This window comes from Streptosporangium sp. CA-115845, from assembly GCF_050943795.1.
Classification (GTDB): Bacteria; Actinomycetota; Actinomycetes; order Streptosporangiales; family Streptosporangiaceae; genus Streptosporangium.
On record NZ_CP191988.1, the window covers coordinates 1,507,565 to 1,523,937 of the forward strand.

Annotated in this window: 15 protein-coding genes; 10 read left to right on the plus strand and 5 right to left on the minus strand. The window is 69.4% G+C overall.

The window, feature by feature from the left end:
- Nucleotides 1-7: 7 nt before the first annotated feature.
- Nucleotides 8-463: a metallopeptidase family protein gene (locus ACQP0P_RS09250; RefSeq protein WP_355558675.1), complete on the minus strand. Its 456-nt coding sequence runs from the start codon at nucleotides 461-463 to the stop codon at nucleotides 8-10.
- 288 nt (nucleotides 464-751) lie between these two features.
- Here ACQP0P_RS09250 and ACQP0P_RS09255 point away from each other — a divergent pair, with 288 nt between their 5' ends.
- The 5 genes from ACQP0P_RS09255 to ACQP0P_RS09275 all read left to right on the plus strand — a co-directional run bounded on the left by ACQP0P_RS09255 (nucleotide 752) and on the right by ACQP0P_RS09275 (nucleotide 5,076).
- Entirely contained in the window at nucleotides 752-1,120 is a 369-nt protein-coding gene (locus ACQP0P_RS09255; RefSeq protein WP_030907363.1) for a DUF3499 domain-containing protein, read from the plus strand.
- Between the two features lie 345 nt (nucleotides 1,121-1,465).
- Nucleotides 1,466-2,821, plus strand: a complete 1,356-nt coding sequence (locus ACQP0P_RS09260; protein WP_433373557.1) for a phosphomannomutase/phosphoglucomutase — start codon at nucleotides 1,466-1,468, stop codon at nucleotides 2,819-2,821.
- Between the two features lie 4 nt (nucleotides 2,822-2,825).
- Nucleotides 2,826-2,999 carry a Trm112 family protein gene (locus ACQP0P_RS09265; protein WP_012888128.1) on the plus strand — a complete coding sequence of 58 codons (174 nt, stop codon included), beginning with the start codon at nucleotides 2,826-2,828 and terminating at the stop codon, nucleotides 2,997-2,999.
- The gene (locus ACQP0P_RS09270; RefSeq protein WP_433373559.1) at nucleotides 2,996-4,099 is read left to right on the plus strand and encodes an SIS domain-containing protein; all 1,104 of its coding nucleotides are present in this window, start codon (nucleotides 2,996-2,998) and stop codon (nucleotides 4,097-4,099) included. The genes ACQP0P_RS09265 and ACQP0P_RS09270 overlap by 4 nt, the downstream gene beginning before the upstream one ends.
- A gap of 47 nt (nucleotides 4,100-4,146) precedes the next feature.
- The gene (locus ACQP0P_RS09275) at nucleotides 4,147-5,076 is read left to right on the plus strand and encodes a cation diffusion facilitator family transporter (RefSeq protein ID WP_433373562.1); all 930 of its coding nucleotides are present in this window, start codon (nucleotides 4,147-4,149) and stop codon (nucleotides 5,074-5,076) included.
- Here the strand turns inward: ACQP0P_RS09275 and ACQP0P_RS09280 are convergent.
- Nucleotides 5,068-5,424: a MerR family DNA-binding transcriptional regulator gene (locus ACQP0P_RS09280; RefSeq protein WP_433373565.1), complete on the minus strand. Its 357-nt coding sequence runs from the start codon at nucleotides 5,422-5,424 to the stop codon at nucleotides 5,068-5,070. The genes ACQP0P_RS09275 and ACQP0P_RS09280 overlap by 9 nt on opposite strands.
- A 221-nt stretch (nucleotides 5,425-5,645) precedes the next feature.
- On the opposite strand from ACQP0P_RS09280, the gene ahcY reads away from it, so the two are divergent.
- Together ahcY and ACQP0P_RS09290 are read left to right on the plus strand one after the other, a co-directional pair.
- Nucleotides 5,646-7,073, plus strand: a complete 1,428-nt coding sequence (gene ahcY, locus ACQP0P_RS09285) for an adenosylhomocysteinase (protein ID WP_433373567.1) — start codon at nucleotides 5,646-5,648, stop codon at nucleotides 7,071-7,073.
- Nucleotides 7,074-7,210: 137 nt separating this feature from the next.
- Nucleotides 7,211-8,395, plus strand: coding sequence for an adenosylhomocysteinase (locus ACQP0P_RS09290; RefSeq protein ID WP_433381778.1), 1,185 nt, complete (start codon nucleotides 7,211-7,213; stop codon nucleotides 8,393-8,395).
- Nucleotides 8,396-8,544: 149 nt separating this feature from the next.
- On the opposite strand, the gene ACQP0P_RS09295 is transcribed toward ACQP0P_RS09290, so the two are convergent.
- Entirely contained in the window at nucleotides 8,545-9,180 is a 636-nt protein-coding gene (locus ACQP0P_RS09295) for a DUF305 domain-containing protein (protein WP_433373570.1), read from the minus strand.
- A gap of 418 nt (nucleotides 9,181-9,598) precedes the next feature.
- Between ACQP0P_RS09295 and ACQP0P_RS09300 the strand changes: the two genes are divergently transcribed.
- Both ACQP0P_RS09300 and ACQP0P_RS09305 read left to right on the plus strand, forming a co-directional pair.
- Nucleotides 9,599-11,014: an LVIVD repeat-containing protein gene (locus tag ACQP0P_RS09300; RefSeq protein ID WP_433373575.1), complete on the plus strand. Its 1,416-nt coding sequence runs from the start codon at nucleotides 9,599-9,601 to the stop codon at nucleotides 11,012-11,014.
- Between the two features lie 236 nt (nucleotides 11,015-11,250).
- Entirely contained in the window at nucleotides 11,251-12,633 is a 1,383-nt protein-coding gene (locus ACQP0P_RS09305) for an LVIVD repeat-containing protein (RefSeq protein WP_433373578.1), read from the plus strand.
- A gap of 195 nt (nucleotides 12,634-12,828) precedes the next feature.
- Here ACQP0P_RS09305 and ACQP0P_RS09310 read toward each other — a convergent pair whose 3' ends face one another.
- Entirely contained in the window at nucleotides 12,829-13,863 is a 1,035-nt protein-coding gene (locus tag ACQP0P_RS09310; RefSeq protein WP_433373581.1) for an RDD family protein, read from the minus strand.
- Between the two features lie 37 nt (nucleotides 13,864-13,900).
- Between ACQP0P_RS09310 and ACQP0P_RS09315 the strand changes: the two genes are divergently transcribed.
- Nucleotides 13,901-14,896, plus strand: coding sequence for a stage II sporulation protein M (locus tag ACQP0P_RS09315; RefSeq protein ID WP_433373584.1), 996 nt, complete (start codon nucleotides 13,901-13,903; stop codon nucleotides 14,894-14,896).
- Between the two features lie 112 nt (nucleotides 14,897-15,008).
- On the opposite strand, the gene ACQP0P_RS09320 is transcribed toward ACQP0P_RS09315, so the two are convergent.
- Nucleotides 15,009-16,373 (minus strand): DUF58 domain-containing protein, encoded by a 1,365-nt coding sequence (locus ACQP0P_RS09320; protein ID WP_433373587.1) that lies wholly within the window; start codon nucleotides 16,371-16,373, stop codon nucleotides 15,009-15,011.

Consider the following 16,373-nt stretch of genomic DNA (forward strand, 5'->3'; position numbering starts at 1 on the left):
GGACGGGTCAGTCGTGGTCGTCGAAGCCGGGGTCGATCGATTCCGGAGAGAGCCCGAGCAGGCCCGCGACCTGCTCGACCACCGCCTCGTGCACCATCGCGCCGAGGTGGTCACGATCGCGGGACCGGCTCTCCAGGGGGCGACGGTAAATGATCACAACGGCCGGGCGGTTCCCGTCGGCGGGCTTGGCCCGTCCGAACGGGATCGGGTCGCCGGTCAGCAGCCCGGGACCGTCGCCCAGCTCGCTGATCGGCGGGACCTCCTCGACCGCGAACTCCACGGCCGCCAGCTGCTTGGCCCACCGGGGCTTGAGCCGGTCGACGGCGTCCAGGACGAGATCGTCGAACCGCTCGCTGCGGGACTTGGCGATCGGCACGTGCGAGGGCGCGAGCGGACCGCGCAGGCCGCGACCGTGCCTGTCGCGCCTGCGGGGAGAACGAGGTCTGCCGGGTGCCGGGCTCACGGCCCCAGCTTAGACGTGACCCGAGCGGGGGTGGGAGTGCCGGTGACGGAAGGTGGTGTATCGAATGCGTGGGGCGGGAGTGCCGGTGGGAGTGCCGGTGGGAGTGCCGGTGACGGAGGGCGGTGTGCCGAGGGTGGGGCCTGGCAGGCCGTGTGGCGGGAGCGCGGAGGAGGGGCGTAAGCCATACAGGCGGGTGGAAGCCGGGACACGTGTCCGAATTGTGGCGACACGCTCGTTAAGAGCGCTCAGATAGTGGCGCCCCGGACGCTTACCGGATACGGTCCCACCGTGAGCCCCGTCCGCCGCTGTTCCCGCACCGCGTGCAGTCAGCCTGCCGTTTTCACGCTCACGTACGTCTACGCCGATTCGACCGCTGTTCTCGGACCCTTGGCGACGTACGCCGAGCCGCACTGTTACGACCTGTGTGCCGAGCACGCCGAGCGGCTCACCGCCCCCCGCGGCTGGGAGGTGGTCCGCCTGCCGACCGACGGCGCCACACCGAGTACGGACGACCTGGAGGCCCTCGCCAACGCGGTCCGTGAGGCCGCGAGACCCGCCCCCAGCGGCGGCACCGAGCCGGTCGGCCAGGGCGTCGAGGTCGGGCGCCGGGGTCATCTGCGGGTGCTCCGCTCCGCTCAGCCCCAGCGCGACCGCTGACCCTACTAGGCTGGGGAGCAAGAGCTGCTCGGATATGAGTGTGCGCCGTTATGCTCTGGCATGCTTGGGAGAGCGGTACGGCCGGTTGGCCGTGGCCGGTGAGGGTTTTGGTCTCCTGAAGCGTTGATCGTGCTCACGGTCAGGTCGCCCAGGGTTGCGGGGAGACTCTAAACGCTCGTGGAGCCGGGGTAAGACCGGGCCGCAAGGTCAGGCGGTCGGCGGTGAAGCGAGAACTCCCGCGAGGGAGAACGTTCGCGTCGTAAGGCGCGGACTGCCCGACAATGCGCTGACCGGCGCTAACTGGAAGGCAACGGCAGCGGACACGACGCAAAGGGCGGAGCTGGAGTGGGCGACCTTGTCAAGATCTTCAAAGCGTACGACGTTCGTGGCGTCGTGCCGGACGAACTCGACGAGGAGACCGCCGAGGCGGTCGGCGCGGCCTTCGTGGACGTGACCGGGGCCGCGACCGCCGTGGTCGCACACGACATGCGCGAGTCGTCGGTGCCTCTGGCGGCGGCCTTCACCAGGGGGGCCACCTCGCGGGGGGCCGACGTGATCCACGCCGGGCTGGGCTCCACGGACCTGCTCTACTACGCGAGTGGCAGCCTCGGCCTGCCCGGGGTGATGTTCACGGCCAGCCACAACCCGGCCCGCTACAACGGTATGAAGATGTGCAGGGCCGGTGCCGTGCCGATCGGCGGAGAGACCGGGCTCATCGAGATCCGCGACCGGGCCGCCGCGATCCTGGCGTCGGGCGACCTCGGCAGCCGGGGGGGCGGGGCGGTCTCCGAGCGCGATCTGCTGCGTGGCTACGCCGACCACCTGCGCGGCCTGGTCGACCTTTCCGGCATCCGGCCGCTGCGGGTCGTGGTCGACGCGGGGAACGGGATGGGTGGGCACACGGTCCCGCCGGTCTTCGAGGGGCTGCCCATCGAGCTGACCGCCCTCTACTTCGAGCTCGACGGCACCTTCCCCAACCACGAGGCCAACCCCATCGAGCCGGACAACCTGCGTGACCTGCAGAAGGCGGTGCTCGATGTGGGCGCCGACATCGGACTGGCCTTCGACGGTGACGCCGACCGTTGCTGGGTGGTCGACGAGCGTGGCGAATCGGTCTCGCCGTCCACGATCACCGCGCTGGTCGCCGCCCGCGAGCTGGTCAAGCACCCCGGCGCCGTGATCATCCACAACCTGATCACCTCCAGGGGCGTTCCGGAGATCGTCACCGAACTCGGCGGCCGGCCGGTCCGCACCCGCGTGGGTCATTCGTTCATCAAGGCCGAGATGGCCGAGACCGGCGCGGTCTTCGGCGGCGAGCACTCCGCCCACTACTACTTCAGGGACTTCTGGTTCGCCGACTCCGGCATGCTGGCCGCGCTGCACGTGCTGGCCGCGCTGGGCGAGCAGGCGAAGCCGCTCTCGGAGATCCTGACCGAATACACCCGCTACGCGGCCTCAGAAGAGATCAACAGTACGGTCGCCGACCAGGTCGCGGCGACGGAGCGGGTTCGCGAGACGTTCGCCGCCCGCGACGGCGTCACCTTCGACGAGCTGGACGGCCTGACCGTCTCCGGCCCAGGATGGTGGTTCAACCTCCGTCCGTCCAACACAGAGCCGCTGCTCAGGCTGAACGCCGAGGCGGCAGACGAGATTCAGATGGCAGCGATCAGGGACGAGGTCCTTGCTGTCGTGAGGAGCTGAACGAGTGAAGATCGACGACTGGTTGCTGGAGATCCTGGCCTGCCCCAACTGCAAGTCCCCGCTGCGAGCCGAGCCCGAGGTGGACGAGCTGTCCTGCACCTCCGCCTCCTGTGGCCTGGTCTACCCGGTCCGGGACGACATCCCGGTCCTGCTGGTCGACGAGGCCCGGAAGTCGTGAACTGGGAGCCCGATCGGCTCGACGACGGGAAACAGCCGGCCGACGGTGACCCATCGGGCATGCTGCGGGCGGTGGCCGACTCAGCCGCGCAGGTCCGCACCTCCCACCGGGTCGCCATGGAGTCGGGCCTGTCCGCACTCGCCGAGGACGGCCGGCCCCGGGCGATCGTGGTCGCCGGTGTGGGCGGTTCCGGCATCGCCGGTGACGTCCTCAACGTGGTGTGCGGCCACGGTGCCCCGCTGCCGATCGTGACGGTCAGGTCCTACCGGCTGCCCGGCTGGATCGGCGCGACCGATCTGGTGATCGCGGTGTCGAGCTCCGGCAGAGCCGAGGAGACGCTCACGGTGGCCGCCGAGGCGGTCCGCCGCGGTTGCCGGCTGCTCGCCGTCGGCGCCCCCGAGTCGCCGCTCCACGCGGTCGCCAGGCAGGCGGGAGCGCCGTTCGTGCCCGTCAACGGCGGCCGGCCGCGTGCCTCGCTGTGGGCGCTGTCGGTCCCGCTGGTCGCCGCCGCCGCCCGGCTCGGCCTGGTCGAGGCGGGCGAGCAGGTGGTCGAGCAGGTGGCCAAGCGCCTTGAGGACCTCGCGCACCGCTGCCGTCCGACGAGCGAATCGTTCATCAATCCCGGCAAGTCGCTCGCCATGGAGCTTGCCGAGACCGTGCCGATGATCTGGGGATCCTCCCCGGTGGCGGCCGTCGCGGCTCACTGGTGGGCCTACCAGCTCAATATGAACGGTAAATATCCGGCGATATGGGGAGAGCTCCCCGAGGTCGACCACAACCAGGTGGCCGCCTTCGACGGCCCGCTCGCCCACCGCGACATCTTCGCCGACGAGAGCGGCAGGTCGCTCCGGTTGTTCGTGCTGCGCGACGTGGAGGAGCAGTCCCGGGTCGTACGGCACAGGGAGGCGTCGGTGCGTCTGGCGGAGGATCGCGGCGTTCCGGTCACGCAGATCGCCGCCGAGGGAGAGCATCCGCTGGAGCGGCTCGCCGCGCTGACCGCACTCGGAGACTTCGCGAGTACCTACCTCGCCCTCGGATACGGGATCGACCCGACCACTATGTCGGCGATCACGGAAGTCAAGGCGAGGATTTCACAATAGGATCCTGTCTCATCTTTACCAGAACAATGAGCTGAGCGGAGGCTGCCGTGAGCGCGGGCGGCGGTACCAAGGCAATCATCGCGGCGTTGGCCGCCAACCTGTCGATCGCGGTGGGCAAATTCGTGGCGTTCCTCTTCACGGGTTCGTCATCGATGCTCGCCGAGTCGGTGCACTCGGTGGCCGACTCGGGCAACCAGGCGCTGCTGCTCCTCGGTGGCAAGCGCGCGCAGCGCGCACGCACGCCCCAGCATCCCTTCGGATACGGCAGGGAGCGCTACTTCTACGCCTTCGTGGTGGCGGTCGTGCTGTTCACCATCGGCGCGGTGTTCTCGCTCTACGAGGGCTGGCACAAGATCTCCGCTCCGGAGGAGCTCACCTCCCCGATATGGGCCTTCGGCGTGCTGATCTTCGCGATCATCGCCGAGACGTTCTCGTTCAGGACGGCGATCATCGAGTCCAACGCGGTCCGGGGAGACCAGTCGTGGGTGCAGTTCATCCGCCGCTCCAAGTCGCCCGAGCTGCCGGTCATCGTGCTTGAGGATCTGGGCGCGCTGCTCGGACTGCTCTTCGCGCTCTTCGGCGTGACGATGGCCGTGGTGACCGGCAACCCCGTCTGGGACGGCATCGGCACCATTATGATCGGTGTCCTGCTCGCGGTCATCGCGGTCATCCTGGCGGTCGAGACCAAGTCGCTGCTGATCGGCGAGGGTGCCGGTCCCGAGGTCGAGACGCGCATCGCGCAGGCCCTGGAGAGCGCGCCCGAGGTGACCCGGGTCATCCACATGCGCACGCTCCACCTGGGCCCGGAGGAGATCCTGGTCGCCGCCAAGATCGCGGTGGAGCACGACGACACGGCCGCAGATGTGGCCCGGGGCATCGACGAGGCCGAGCAGCGCGTCCGCACCGCCGTCCCCGAGGCCCGCGTCATCTACCTGGAGCCCGACCTGGACAGATCCAGGGTCAACGGCTCAGTCTGAATCCGGACGAGACGGCTGGGGGCGCTGCAGCAGCCGCAGCGCCTTCTCCTTCTCGAAGTCCAGGGCCCTGCGGGGCGCCTGGAGACGGCCGATCCGCAGGCCCAGGTCCCGTACGGCCTGGGCGACCGCGGGCTCGCTCAGCGTTCGCAGCGCGAAGGCCAGCTCGGCGGGGGAGATGTCGAACCGTTTCTCCAGCTCGACGCCCTGGGCGACGGCGGAGAGCTCCTCGGGGCCGAACCGCCGGTGCGCGCCCTGGTTCCTGATCTCCGGGAGCAGACCGAGTGCCTCGCGGTAGCGGAGCATCCGGGGGGACATACCGAGCCTCCTGGCGGCCTCGGTGATCCGCATCGCCGCCCCCTCTCCGCAGATTTTCGGGAAAGCTTACATTCTTGTGTCAGGTTACCCGCTCAGAAGGTGCGCGGAGGTTCCCCGGCCGCCTAAACTCGCAACCGTCGACTTTTCCGGTGGAGTGGTGAGCCCGGCCCGAGAGCGAAGCGTGATCGCGAGACGAGCGCGATCGGCGAGGGTGTGAGGCAGACGCCGCCCATCAACCAGAGGGGTAACCACACATGGACTTCAAGGTCGCCGACCTTTCCCTTGCGGCCTTCGGGCGCAGGGAGATCCAGCTCGCCGAGCACGAGATGCCGGGTCTGATGGCCGTCCGCGAGGAGTACGCCAGGACCCAGCCGCTGGCCGGGGCGAAGATCATGGGCTCGCTGCACATGACCATCCAGACCGCCGTGCTCATCGAGACCCTGGTCGCGCTCGGCGCGGAGGTTCGCTGGGTGAGCTGCAACATCTTCTCCACCCAGGACCACGCCGCCGCCGCCGTGGTCGTCGGCCCCGAGGGCACCCCCGAGGACCCCAAGGGCGTCCCGGTCTTCGCCTGGAAGGGCGAGACGCTGGAGGAGTACTGGTGGTGCACCGAGCAGGCCCTGGCGTGGCCCGGCGGTGACGGCCCCAACATGATCCTCGACGACGGCGGCGACGCCACCCTGCTCGTCCACAAGGGTGCCGAGTACGAGAAGGCCGGCGCCGTGCCCAGCGCGGGCGAGGACGACCCGGAGGAGTGGGGCATCATCCTCGACCTGCTCCGCCGCACGGTCACCGACGAGGGGCGCTGGACCCAGGTCGCCTCGCGCATCAAGGGCGTCACCGAGGAGACCACCACCGGTGTGCACCGCCTGTACGAGATGTTCAAGGCCGGCACGCTGCTCTTCCCGGCGATCAACGTCAACGACTCGGTGACCAAGTCCAAGTTCGACAACAAGTACGGCTGCCGTCACTCGGTGCTCGACGGCCTCAACCGCGCCACCGACGTGCTGATCGGCGGCAAGGTGGCGGTCGTCGCCGGCTACGGCGACGTCGGCAAGGGGTGCGCCGAGGCGCTCAAGGGTCAGGGGGGCCGGGTCATCATCACTGAGATCGACCCGATCTGCGCGCTTCAGGCCGCCATGGATGGCTTCCAGGTCACCACGCTGGACGAGGTCGTCGGCATCGCCGACATCTTCGTCACCACGACCGGCAACTTCAACATCATCACGGCCGACCACATGGCCCAGATGAAGCACAACGCGATCGTGTCCAACATCGGTCACTTCGACAACGAGATCGACATGGCCGGTCTGGCCAGGATTCCCGGTATCGAGAAGACCGAGGTCAAGCCGCAGGTCCACACCTGGCGCTTCCCCGACGGCAAGCAGATCATCGTGCTCGCCGAGGGCCGCCTGATGAACCTGGGCTGCGCCACCGGTCACCCCTCGTTCGTCATGTCCAACTCCTTCACCAACCAGGTGATCGCGCAGATCGAGCTGTTCACCAAGACCGACGACTACCCGATCGGCGTCTACGTGCTGCCCAAGCACCTGGACGAGAAGGTCGCCCGCCTCCACCTCGACGCCCTGGGGGTGAAGCTCACCAAGCTCACCAAGGCCCAGGCCGAGTACATCGGCGTGGACGTCGAGGGTCCCTACAAGCCCGAGCACTACCGTTACTGATACCTGCGGTTGAGTCTCATCGGGCCCCCGCGGTTTCGCGGGGGCCTTCGGGCAATCTGGCGGGCGATCTGGGGAGAGACGTGGACAGCGCTCTGGTGGCCGCGGGTGAGCGGAGGATCGGGTGGGCGGCGCGGGCGATGCCGGTGCTCACCGCCCTCGGTGAGCGGTTCGCCGCCGAGCGGCCGCTGGAAGGGCTGCGGATCGCCGCGTGCCTGCACGTCACCGCCGAGACCGCCGTGCTGATGGGCACGCTCAGGGCGGGCGGGGCTGAGATCGCCCTGGCCGCGTCGAACCCCCTGTCCACCCAGGACGACGTCGCCGAGGCGCTCCGTGACTACGGCGTCGTCGTGCACGCGCGGGCGGGGGTCACCAGGGACGTCTACTACCAGCACATCCACCAGGCGCTCGACATCGTCCCCGACATCGTCCTGGACGACGGCTGCGACCTGGTCAACATCCTGCACACCGAGCGGACCGAGTTGCTGCGGACGGTGTCCGGGGGGTGCGAGGAGACCACCACCGGCATCATCCGGCTCCGCCAGATGGCCGCGGAGGGGGCCCTGAGGTTCCCCGTGGTGGCGGTCAACGACACGCGGACGAAGCGGATGTTCGACAACCGGTACGGCACCGGCCAGTCGACCGTGGACGGCATCATGCGCGCCACGAACACGCTGCTCGCGGGCAAGACCGTGGTGGTCGCCGGTTTCGGCTACTGCGGCCGGGGCGTCGCCGAGCGGGCCAGGGGCCTGGGCGCACGGGTGGTGGTGACCGAGATCGACCCCGTCAAGGCGCTGGACGCCCTGCTGCAGGGCTACGACGTACGGTCGATGGCGGCGGCCGCCCGCGCCGGAGACGTGTTCGTCACGGTCACCGGCAACCGCGACGTGATCAGGGGCGAGCACCTGGCGGAGATGAAGGACGGTGCGATCCTCGCCAATGCCGGACACTTCGACGTGGAGATCGACGTCCGCGCCCTGGACGGCCTGGCACAGGAGATCCACCGGGGGGTACGCCCCAACACCGACGAGTACGTTCTCGCGGACGGTCGCAGGATCCTGCTGCTCGCCGAGGGCCGCCTGGTGAACCTGGCGGCCGCCGAGGGGCATCCCGCCGCGGTCATGGACATGTCCTTCTCCGCGCAGGCGCTCTCGGTGGCCTGGCTGGCCCGTGAGCGGGTGCGGCTGGAGCCGGGGGTCTACGACGTGCCGGGGGAGGTCGACGTGGCGGTGGCGCGGCTCAAGCTGGCCGCGGCCGGGATCGAGACGGACGAGCTCACCCCCGAGCAGGAGGAGTATCTCCACTCGTGGCGGCTCGGCTCGTAGTCACGCCCGCGCCCCGGCCTGAACGGGCGAGAAGGCCGCGCCGGGGAGAAGTCCCCCTCGTCGATGGCTCTGTCGGCCGATTCGTTTTCGATCCACGCGACCTGGACGCCCCGCATCGGCCGACGGAGTCGCTCACGAAGGGGAGCGGCTCAGAGCTCGGCCTGCATCTCCCGCATCCTGCGGATCTCGGCACTCTGGGTGACCGAGACGTCGTTGGCCAGCTCCTCGATCCGCACGTGTGAGCCGGAGGTCAGGACCTGCTCGGACATCGTGATGGCGCCCTGGTGGTGCGCGGTCATGAGCTGGAGGAAGAGCCGGTCGAAATCCTTGCCCGAGGCGGCCTTGAGTGCCTCCATCTGCTCCGGCGTGGCCATGCCGGGCATGTCGCCGTGCCCGGCATGGTGTTCGGGAACCCGCTGACCCTGCTGCTGGAGCCAGGTGGTCATGAACTGGATCTCCGGCCCCTGCGCGTCCTTGATCCGGGAGGCCAGGCTCTTCAGCTTGGTGTGCTCGGACCGGGTCGGGGCCAGGGTGGACATGTCGAGGGCCTGACGGTGGTGAACGATCATGTCCTGGACGTACTTCACGTCGGCCGCGTTGGCGGTGGGCAGGGGTACGAGCGTGGCGGCCTCGCTCGGGTCGACGGTCCTGGCGACCTCACCCGGCCTGCCCGGGGCGATCACCGGCGCCGAGGCCTGGGACTGGGGGGCCGCGGACGGTTCCGGCTCCGAGGTGCACGCGCTGAGAGACAGTGCGGCGATCACGGCGATGAGCGCGACGCGCACCCGGCCTCCTTGGTGAATGTCCATTGACGTCCTTCCACGGCCGGAAAGCCGGGGATATCAGCTTCTGACCTGCCGGTCGGATCTGTCGGTCCGCAGGCCGGGAACGCCCGAAGCCCCCACGTGAACACGGCACGCCCTGTCCCGTCTGGAACGCCATGTCCAACGTGGCTGCTGCGGAACACCCCAACCCTAACGGGTCGGGCCGATATGACGAGAGGGGCCCGCACCGAAGATACGGGGTATTTCGGGCTGTATGTCCAATGCCGCAAGACCGTAACCCCTCTCGGGGCTGTCCGTAAAGACCACATATCGAAAACAGTTGCTGACACTGTGACGGGTTGCCTGACCGGCCGTGCAGGATGAACGATTTAGACATTTATGCACGCTTTATCAGTGCATGTAGCTAGGAGGTTCACGAGTGTTCACCCCCTCTGGGAAGGGCCTGACCGGCCGTTTCCTGTTCGTGGCCGGAGTAGCCGTCGCCACGGTGCTGGCCGCGGTACCCGCGCAGGCCGCCGACATCCCGGCGCCCGGCGAGATCGCCAAGAGCGCGAACATCGAGCACGTCCTCAACGTGCCCAAGCCCGCCAACCTGACGGACATCAACACCGACATGGCGTTCCAGGGCGACTACGCCTTCGTCGGTAACTACAGCGGCTTCTCGATCTACGACATCAAGAACCCGAAGAAGACCTCGGTGGTCAGCTCGGTGGTCTGCCCCGGCGGCCAGATGGACCTGGCCATCCACGGCGACCTGCTCTTCGCCGCGGTCGACTCCTCGCGCAACAACGACTCCTGCAGCAGCGTCGGCCAGAGCGCCGCGATCAAGGACTCGTGGGAGGGCGTCCGGATCTTCGACGTCAGCGACAAGCAGAACCCCAAGTACGTCAAGGCGGTCGAGACCAACTGTGGCTCGCACACCCTGACTCTCGTCCCCGGCAAGGGCAGGGACAAGAAGAACGTCTACGTCTACGTCTCCTCCTACAGCCCGAGTGCGTCGTTCCCGGACTGCCAGCCGCCGCACGACAAGATCTCGATCATCAAGGTGCCGGTGAAGAACCCGACGGCCGCCGAGGTCGTCGCCACGCCGGTTCTGTTCCCGGACGGTGGTAACCCCGGCGAGAGCCTGCCGTACCCCTACCGCACCTCGGCGACGAGCGGCTGCCACGACATCACCGCCTACCCGGAGAAGGGCGTCGCGGCCGGCGCCTGCATGGGCGAGGGCGTCCTGATGGACATCTCCAACCCGGTCGACCCGAAGGTCACCGCCACGGTCCGGGACGACGAGAACTTCGCGTTCTGGCACTCGGCGACCTTCAACAACGAGGGCACCAAGGTCATCTTCACCGACGAGCTCGGCGGTGGCAGCGCGGCCACCTGCAACGAGGCGATCGGCCCGAACCGCGGCGCCAACGCCTACTACGACATCGAGGACGGCCAGTTCGCCTTCAAGGGTTACTTCAAGATTGCCCGCCACCAGGACGACACCGAGAACTGTGTCGCGCACAACGGCTCGCTGATCCCGGTCAAGGGCAAGGACATCATGGTCCAGGCCTGGTACCAGGGTGGCATCTCGGTCGTGGACTTCACCGACTCGGCCGACGCCAAGGAGATCGCCTTCTTCGAGCGCGGCCCCGACAGCGCCCACAGGCTCAGCGGTGGCTTCTGGTCCGCGTACTACTACAACGGCCACATCTACGGCAGCGACTTCAACCTTGGTCTTGACGTTCTGAAGATCGATGACAAGCTCACCGACAAGGCCGACAAGGTCAAGTTCAAGGACCTGAACCCGCAGACCCAGGGTTCCTACCACCCCGACAACAAGGGTCACTGACCTCTGATGTGATGGCCACCGGGCACCCGTCGGGTGCCCGGTGGCCATCATCCGTGATGGGGGGGCGCCGGGTGAATCGAGAAAAGGGGGGGTAGACAGTAAACTTGTTCAGGGCCTCAGTAAAGAGGTTAAATCATATTTTATTGTGACAAAGTCACGCCTTGTTGGCCCGGGTGTCAGTGCGGACAATTTGTTAATTTATGCATGCCTTATGTCCGTTCCAAGGAGGCACTCGAGTGTTCGCTCCACGAAGGACCGTCAGGGCTTTGCTCGTGGCGGCGACGGCCGCCGCGATGCTGATGACCACGGTCTCCGCCCAGGCCGCCGACATCCCCCCGCCCGGTGAGGTCGTCACCAGTCCCAACGTGACGCACGTGGCCACCCTGCCCAAACTTCCCGGCCTTGAGACCACCGTCAACAGCGACATCGCCTTCCAGGATGGCTACGCCTACGTCGGCAACTACGGCGGTTTCGCGATCTACGACATCAGGAACCCGAAGCGGGCCAAGCTGGTCAGCGGCGTGCTGTGCCCCGGTTCCCAGATGGACGTCTCCGTCTACGGCGACCTGTTGTTCAGCGCGGTCGACAACTCCCGCAGCGACGACTCCTGCAACAGCGTCGGTCAGGGCGCCGACGTCAAGGAGTCGTGGGAGGGCGTCCGGATCTTCGACATCAGCGACAAGCAGAACCCCAAGTACATCAAGGCGGTGGAAACCGCCTGTGGCTCGCACACCCTGACGCTGGTTCCCGGTAAGGGCCGGGACAAGAAGAACGTCTATCTCTACATCTCCTCCTACGCCCCGAGCGAGTCGTTCCCCGACTGCCAGCCGCCGCACGACAAGATCTCCATCATCAAGGTGCCGCTGCGCAAGCCGACCGACGCGGCCGTGGTCAGCACGCCGGTCGTCTTCCCCGACGGCGGCAACGAGACGCAGCCCGGTCTGCTGCGCCCGACCAGCGGCTGCCACGACATCACCGTCTACGCGGAGAAGGACATCGCGGCCGGAGCCTGCATGGGGGACGGCGTCCTGTTCGACATCTCCGACCGGGAGAACCCGGTGGTCACCGCACGGACCACCGACCCGAACTTCGCGTTCTGGCACTCGGCGACGTTCAACAACAGGGGCACCAAGGTCATCTTCACCGACGAGCTCGGCGGTGGTGGCGCGGCCACCTGCAACGAGGTGGTCGGCCCGAACCGCGGCGCCGACGCCATCTACGACATCGTCCGCGGCAAGCTGGTCTTCAAGAGCTACTTCAAGATCGCCCGCCACCAGGCCGACACCGAGAACTGTGTCGCGCACAACGGCTCGCTGATCCCGGTCAAGGGCAAGGACATCCTGGTCCAGGCCTGGTACCAGGGCGGCGTCTCCTTCGTGGACTTCACCGACTCGGCCCACCCGCAGGAGTTCGGCTTCTTCGAGCGCGGCCCCGAGCCGAACGGCGGAGGCGGCGGAATCTGGTCGGCGTACTACTACAACGGCTATGTCTACGCCAGTGACTTCTACCGGGGCCTGGAGGTCATCAAGATCAACGACCGTCGTACCGACCCGGCCGGGAACGTGCGCCTGGACCGGCTGAACGTGCAGACCCAGGCCTCCTACCAGGGCGGTCACTGAGCGCCCTGAGATGACAGCGGTGCCGGGTTCGCAGGTCCGGTGAGAAGAGGGGTGGCGGGTCTCCCGCCATCCCTCTTCGCCTGCCGGGCACCCGTGGCGCCGTGGTCTCGCGATTCGCCCGTGGACGGCGGACGAGCGGTCGTCGTTGGGGAAGGCGACGTCTCGCCGCCCGTACGGCCTGCCTGTCCGGGGCGGTCAGGCCGGAGGGACGAAACCGCCCGGCGTGGGGCCGGGCGCCTGCTCGACGGGCCGGGCCGCGGGCGGCGGGGGTGCCGGATACGGCGGCCCGGCCGGGGGAGGGAGCGGGATCCGCGGCTGTGGCGGCCGGTAGGCGGGCCGGTCGTAGGGCTCGGGGGCGGCCCCGGGAGGGGCGTACGGCCGGCCTCCGCTTCCGGGAGGCGGATAAGGCCGGGGCGACGGCGCGGTCAGGTAGGGCTGGGGCGAGGCGTGGCCGGGCCACTGCTGGGCGGGCCGGTACGTGCCGGTCCGCTGCGCCAGGCGCGCCTGCTCGCGGCGCCGGCGTTCGGCCAGGACAGCGGTCAGGTAGGCGAACGGCGGCACGCCGGGCGGGGCGGGCGGGGACACGAAGGCCGACATCTCGGTGGCGATGCGCACCCCCATCCCGTGCTGTACGGCGGGGGCCAGATCGTGCCGGCGCATGAGGTACTGCCTCGCGGTGGCCGCGACCTGCTCGGGCAGCCGCGACAGCTCCAGCGTCGCCGCCCAGGAGGCGAGCTGCGGCGGCATGTCCAGCGGAGGCCCGTACTGCCGCGGAGCGCGCTCGGAGATCACGATGGTGCCGGAGAAGATGTCGCCGAGCCGCTTGCCCTTCTCCGAGATCAGCGAGCTGATCAGCGCGGGGGCGCCGCTGAGCATCCAGAACTCCAGGACCCCGGCCAGCCCGCGGAACAGGGCCTGCCGGAACCGCTCGGGACCGCCGTCGTCGCTGACGACCCGGAGTCCGAGGGCGAGCTTTCCCAGGCTGCGCCCGCGGGTGAGCGTCTCGAATGCCACCGGGTATCCCACGATCACGAGCACGGTGAGCACGAGGTAGACCATCGTGGTCAGAGCCGGATCGCTCAGCAGGCCCAGGTTGCCGACCAGCAGGGAGATCCCCAGCAGCATCAGGACCTGGACCGCCATGTCGATCAGCAGCGCCGCGGCCCTGCTCGGGAGCTGGGCGACGCGGACCTCGACGACCACGGCCTCGCCGGTTACGACATCGGACACAATCAGCACCCTACCCGTGACTGGATAGGCTGCCCGCGTGGACATCGACGCCTTCGTCACCGCGCACCGGCCCGCCTGGGACCGCCTTGAGGACCTGGTCCGGCGGCGCGGCTCGCTGGACGGCACCGAGGTCGACGAACTCGTCGACCTCTACCAGCGGGTGGCCACGCACCTGTCCCTGGTCCGCTCGGCCTCGGCGGACCCGATCCTGGTGGGCCGCCTGTCGGCGCTCGTCGCCCGGGCCCGCTCGGCGGTGACCGGGGCGCACACCCCGGCCTGGCGGGAGTTCATCCGCTTCTTCACCGTCTCCTTCCCGGTGGTCGCCTACCGGGCCCGCTGGTGGTGGATGGCCACCACCGCCGCGTTCCTGCTGGTCTCCACGGTCGTCGCCGTCTGGGTGGCGAAAAACCCCGGCGTCCAGGCGGCGATCGCCACCCCGGAACAGATCACCCAGCTCGTCGAGCACGACTTCGCCGACTACTACTCGGAGAACCCGGCGACCTCCTTCGCCGGCCAGGTCTGGGTGAACAACGCCTGGGTCTCGATGCAGGTCATCATCATGTCCATCCTGCTCGGCCTGCCGATCCCGTACGTGCTGTGGGAGAACGCGGTCAACGTGGCCGTCTCCGCGGGATTGATGGCCTCGCGCGGCAAGCTCGACATCTTCTTCGGCCTGATCACCCCGCACGGCCTGCTGGAGCTGACCGCGGTGTTCCTCGCCGCCGCCGTCGGCATGCGCCTCGGCTGGACGGTCGTGGACCCCGGTCCGCGCAGGCGCGTGGAGGCCCTGGCCGAGCAGGGCAGGGCCGTGATGAGCGTGGCACTCGGCCTGGTCGTGGTGCTGCTGATCTCCGGGCTGATCGAGGGGCTGGTCACCCCCTCGGGGTTGCCCACCTGGGCACGGATCGGTATCGGGGTGGTCGCGGAGGCGGCCTTCCTGGCCTACGTGATCTTCTTCGGCCGCCGGGCCGTGGCCGAGGGGGAGACCGGCGACCTGGAGCGTGCTCCCGACCTCGCCCCGAGCGCCGGCTGAGCGCCGTACCGGAACCGCCCGGCCCGGCCCGGCGCGCCCGGCCGGAGGGCGTCAGATCCCGCCGGACGCGGTCGGCCACCCGGACGTGCCGTCGGGCACCCGGAACGGTTCCTCAGAGCCGTCCGGCCGCCTTCAGCGCCAGATAGGCGTCGGCCAGGGCGGGGGCGAGCTGCTCGGGGGCGGCGTCCACCACCTCCACGCCCTGGCGGCGCAGCAGGGCGGTGATCCGCCGCCGTCCCGCACTCAGGTGCTCGGCCGCCGCCGCGCCGTAGACCAGCTCGGAGGTGCCGCGCCCGGCGGCCATCTCGGCCACCTGCGGATCGGAGACGGCGGCCAGGAGCACCAGATGCCGGGCGGAGAGCTGGGGGAGCACCGGCAGCAGGCCCTCCTCCAGCGCCGCCGGGTTGAGGTCAGTCAGCACGACGACCAGGCAGCGCCGCCTGGCCCGTGACATGACCGCCGCGACCATCCCGGCCGAGTCGGCCTCGACCAGCTCGGCCTCGATCGGAGCCATGGTGTTGACCAGCGAGGACAGCAGCTCCGTACGGCCGGTGCCGGACACCCAGGCGCGCACCGCGCGGTCGTGGGCCAGGAAGTCGACCCGGTCGCCCGCGCGGGAGGCCAGCGCGGCCAGCAGCAGCGCCGCGTCCATCGACCAGTCGAGGCGGGGCCAGCCGGGCACCACCCGCGACCCGCCCTGCCGGCCGATCCTCGGTACCTCGCCGGCCAGCGGGATCGGGGCGGTGCCCACCCGCCCGGCCGAGGTACGGCCGGTGTCGAGCACGATCAGCACCCGCCGGTCGCGCTCCGGCCGCCAGGTGCGGACCACGACGTCGTTGCGGCGCGCGGTGGCCCGCCAGTCGATCGAGCGGACGTCGTCGCCGACCACGTACTCCCGCAGCGAGTCGAACTCGGTGCCCTGCCCCCTGACCATCGACGGATGCCGGCCCTCCAGCTCCCTGAGCCTGGACAGCTTGGCGGGCAGGTGCTTGCGGCTGAGGAAGGGCGGTAGCACCCGGACCGACCAGGGCACCCGGTGCGAGCCCTGGCGGCCCGCGATGCCCAGCGGCCCCAGCGCCCGGACCGTCACCGTGACCGCCTCGCGGTCACCCCTGCGGGTGGGGGTGAGCGTCGTGACCAGGCGGCGGCGCTCGCCGGCCGGCACGTCCAACGGCAGGTGCCGGGGCGTGGCCCCGGCGGACGGGGGCCAGGCGTCCCTGAGCACGCCGCGCACCCTGCGGGGGCCGGGGTTCGCCACGATCAGCTCGACCGTGACCGACTCACCGAGCCGTACCAGCCGCTCGCCCGAGCGGGTGAAGCGCAGCGGGCGCACGCTTCCGGCCAGCAGCAGGTCGATCACGACCAGCACCGCGATCAACAGCGCCACCCCGGCCAGGGCGGGCCCGGGGCGGGGGGCGAACAGTACGACCAGGGTGCCCAGCAGGGCCAGCAGCGCGGCCCGTCCTGTCAGCGCCAT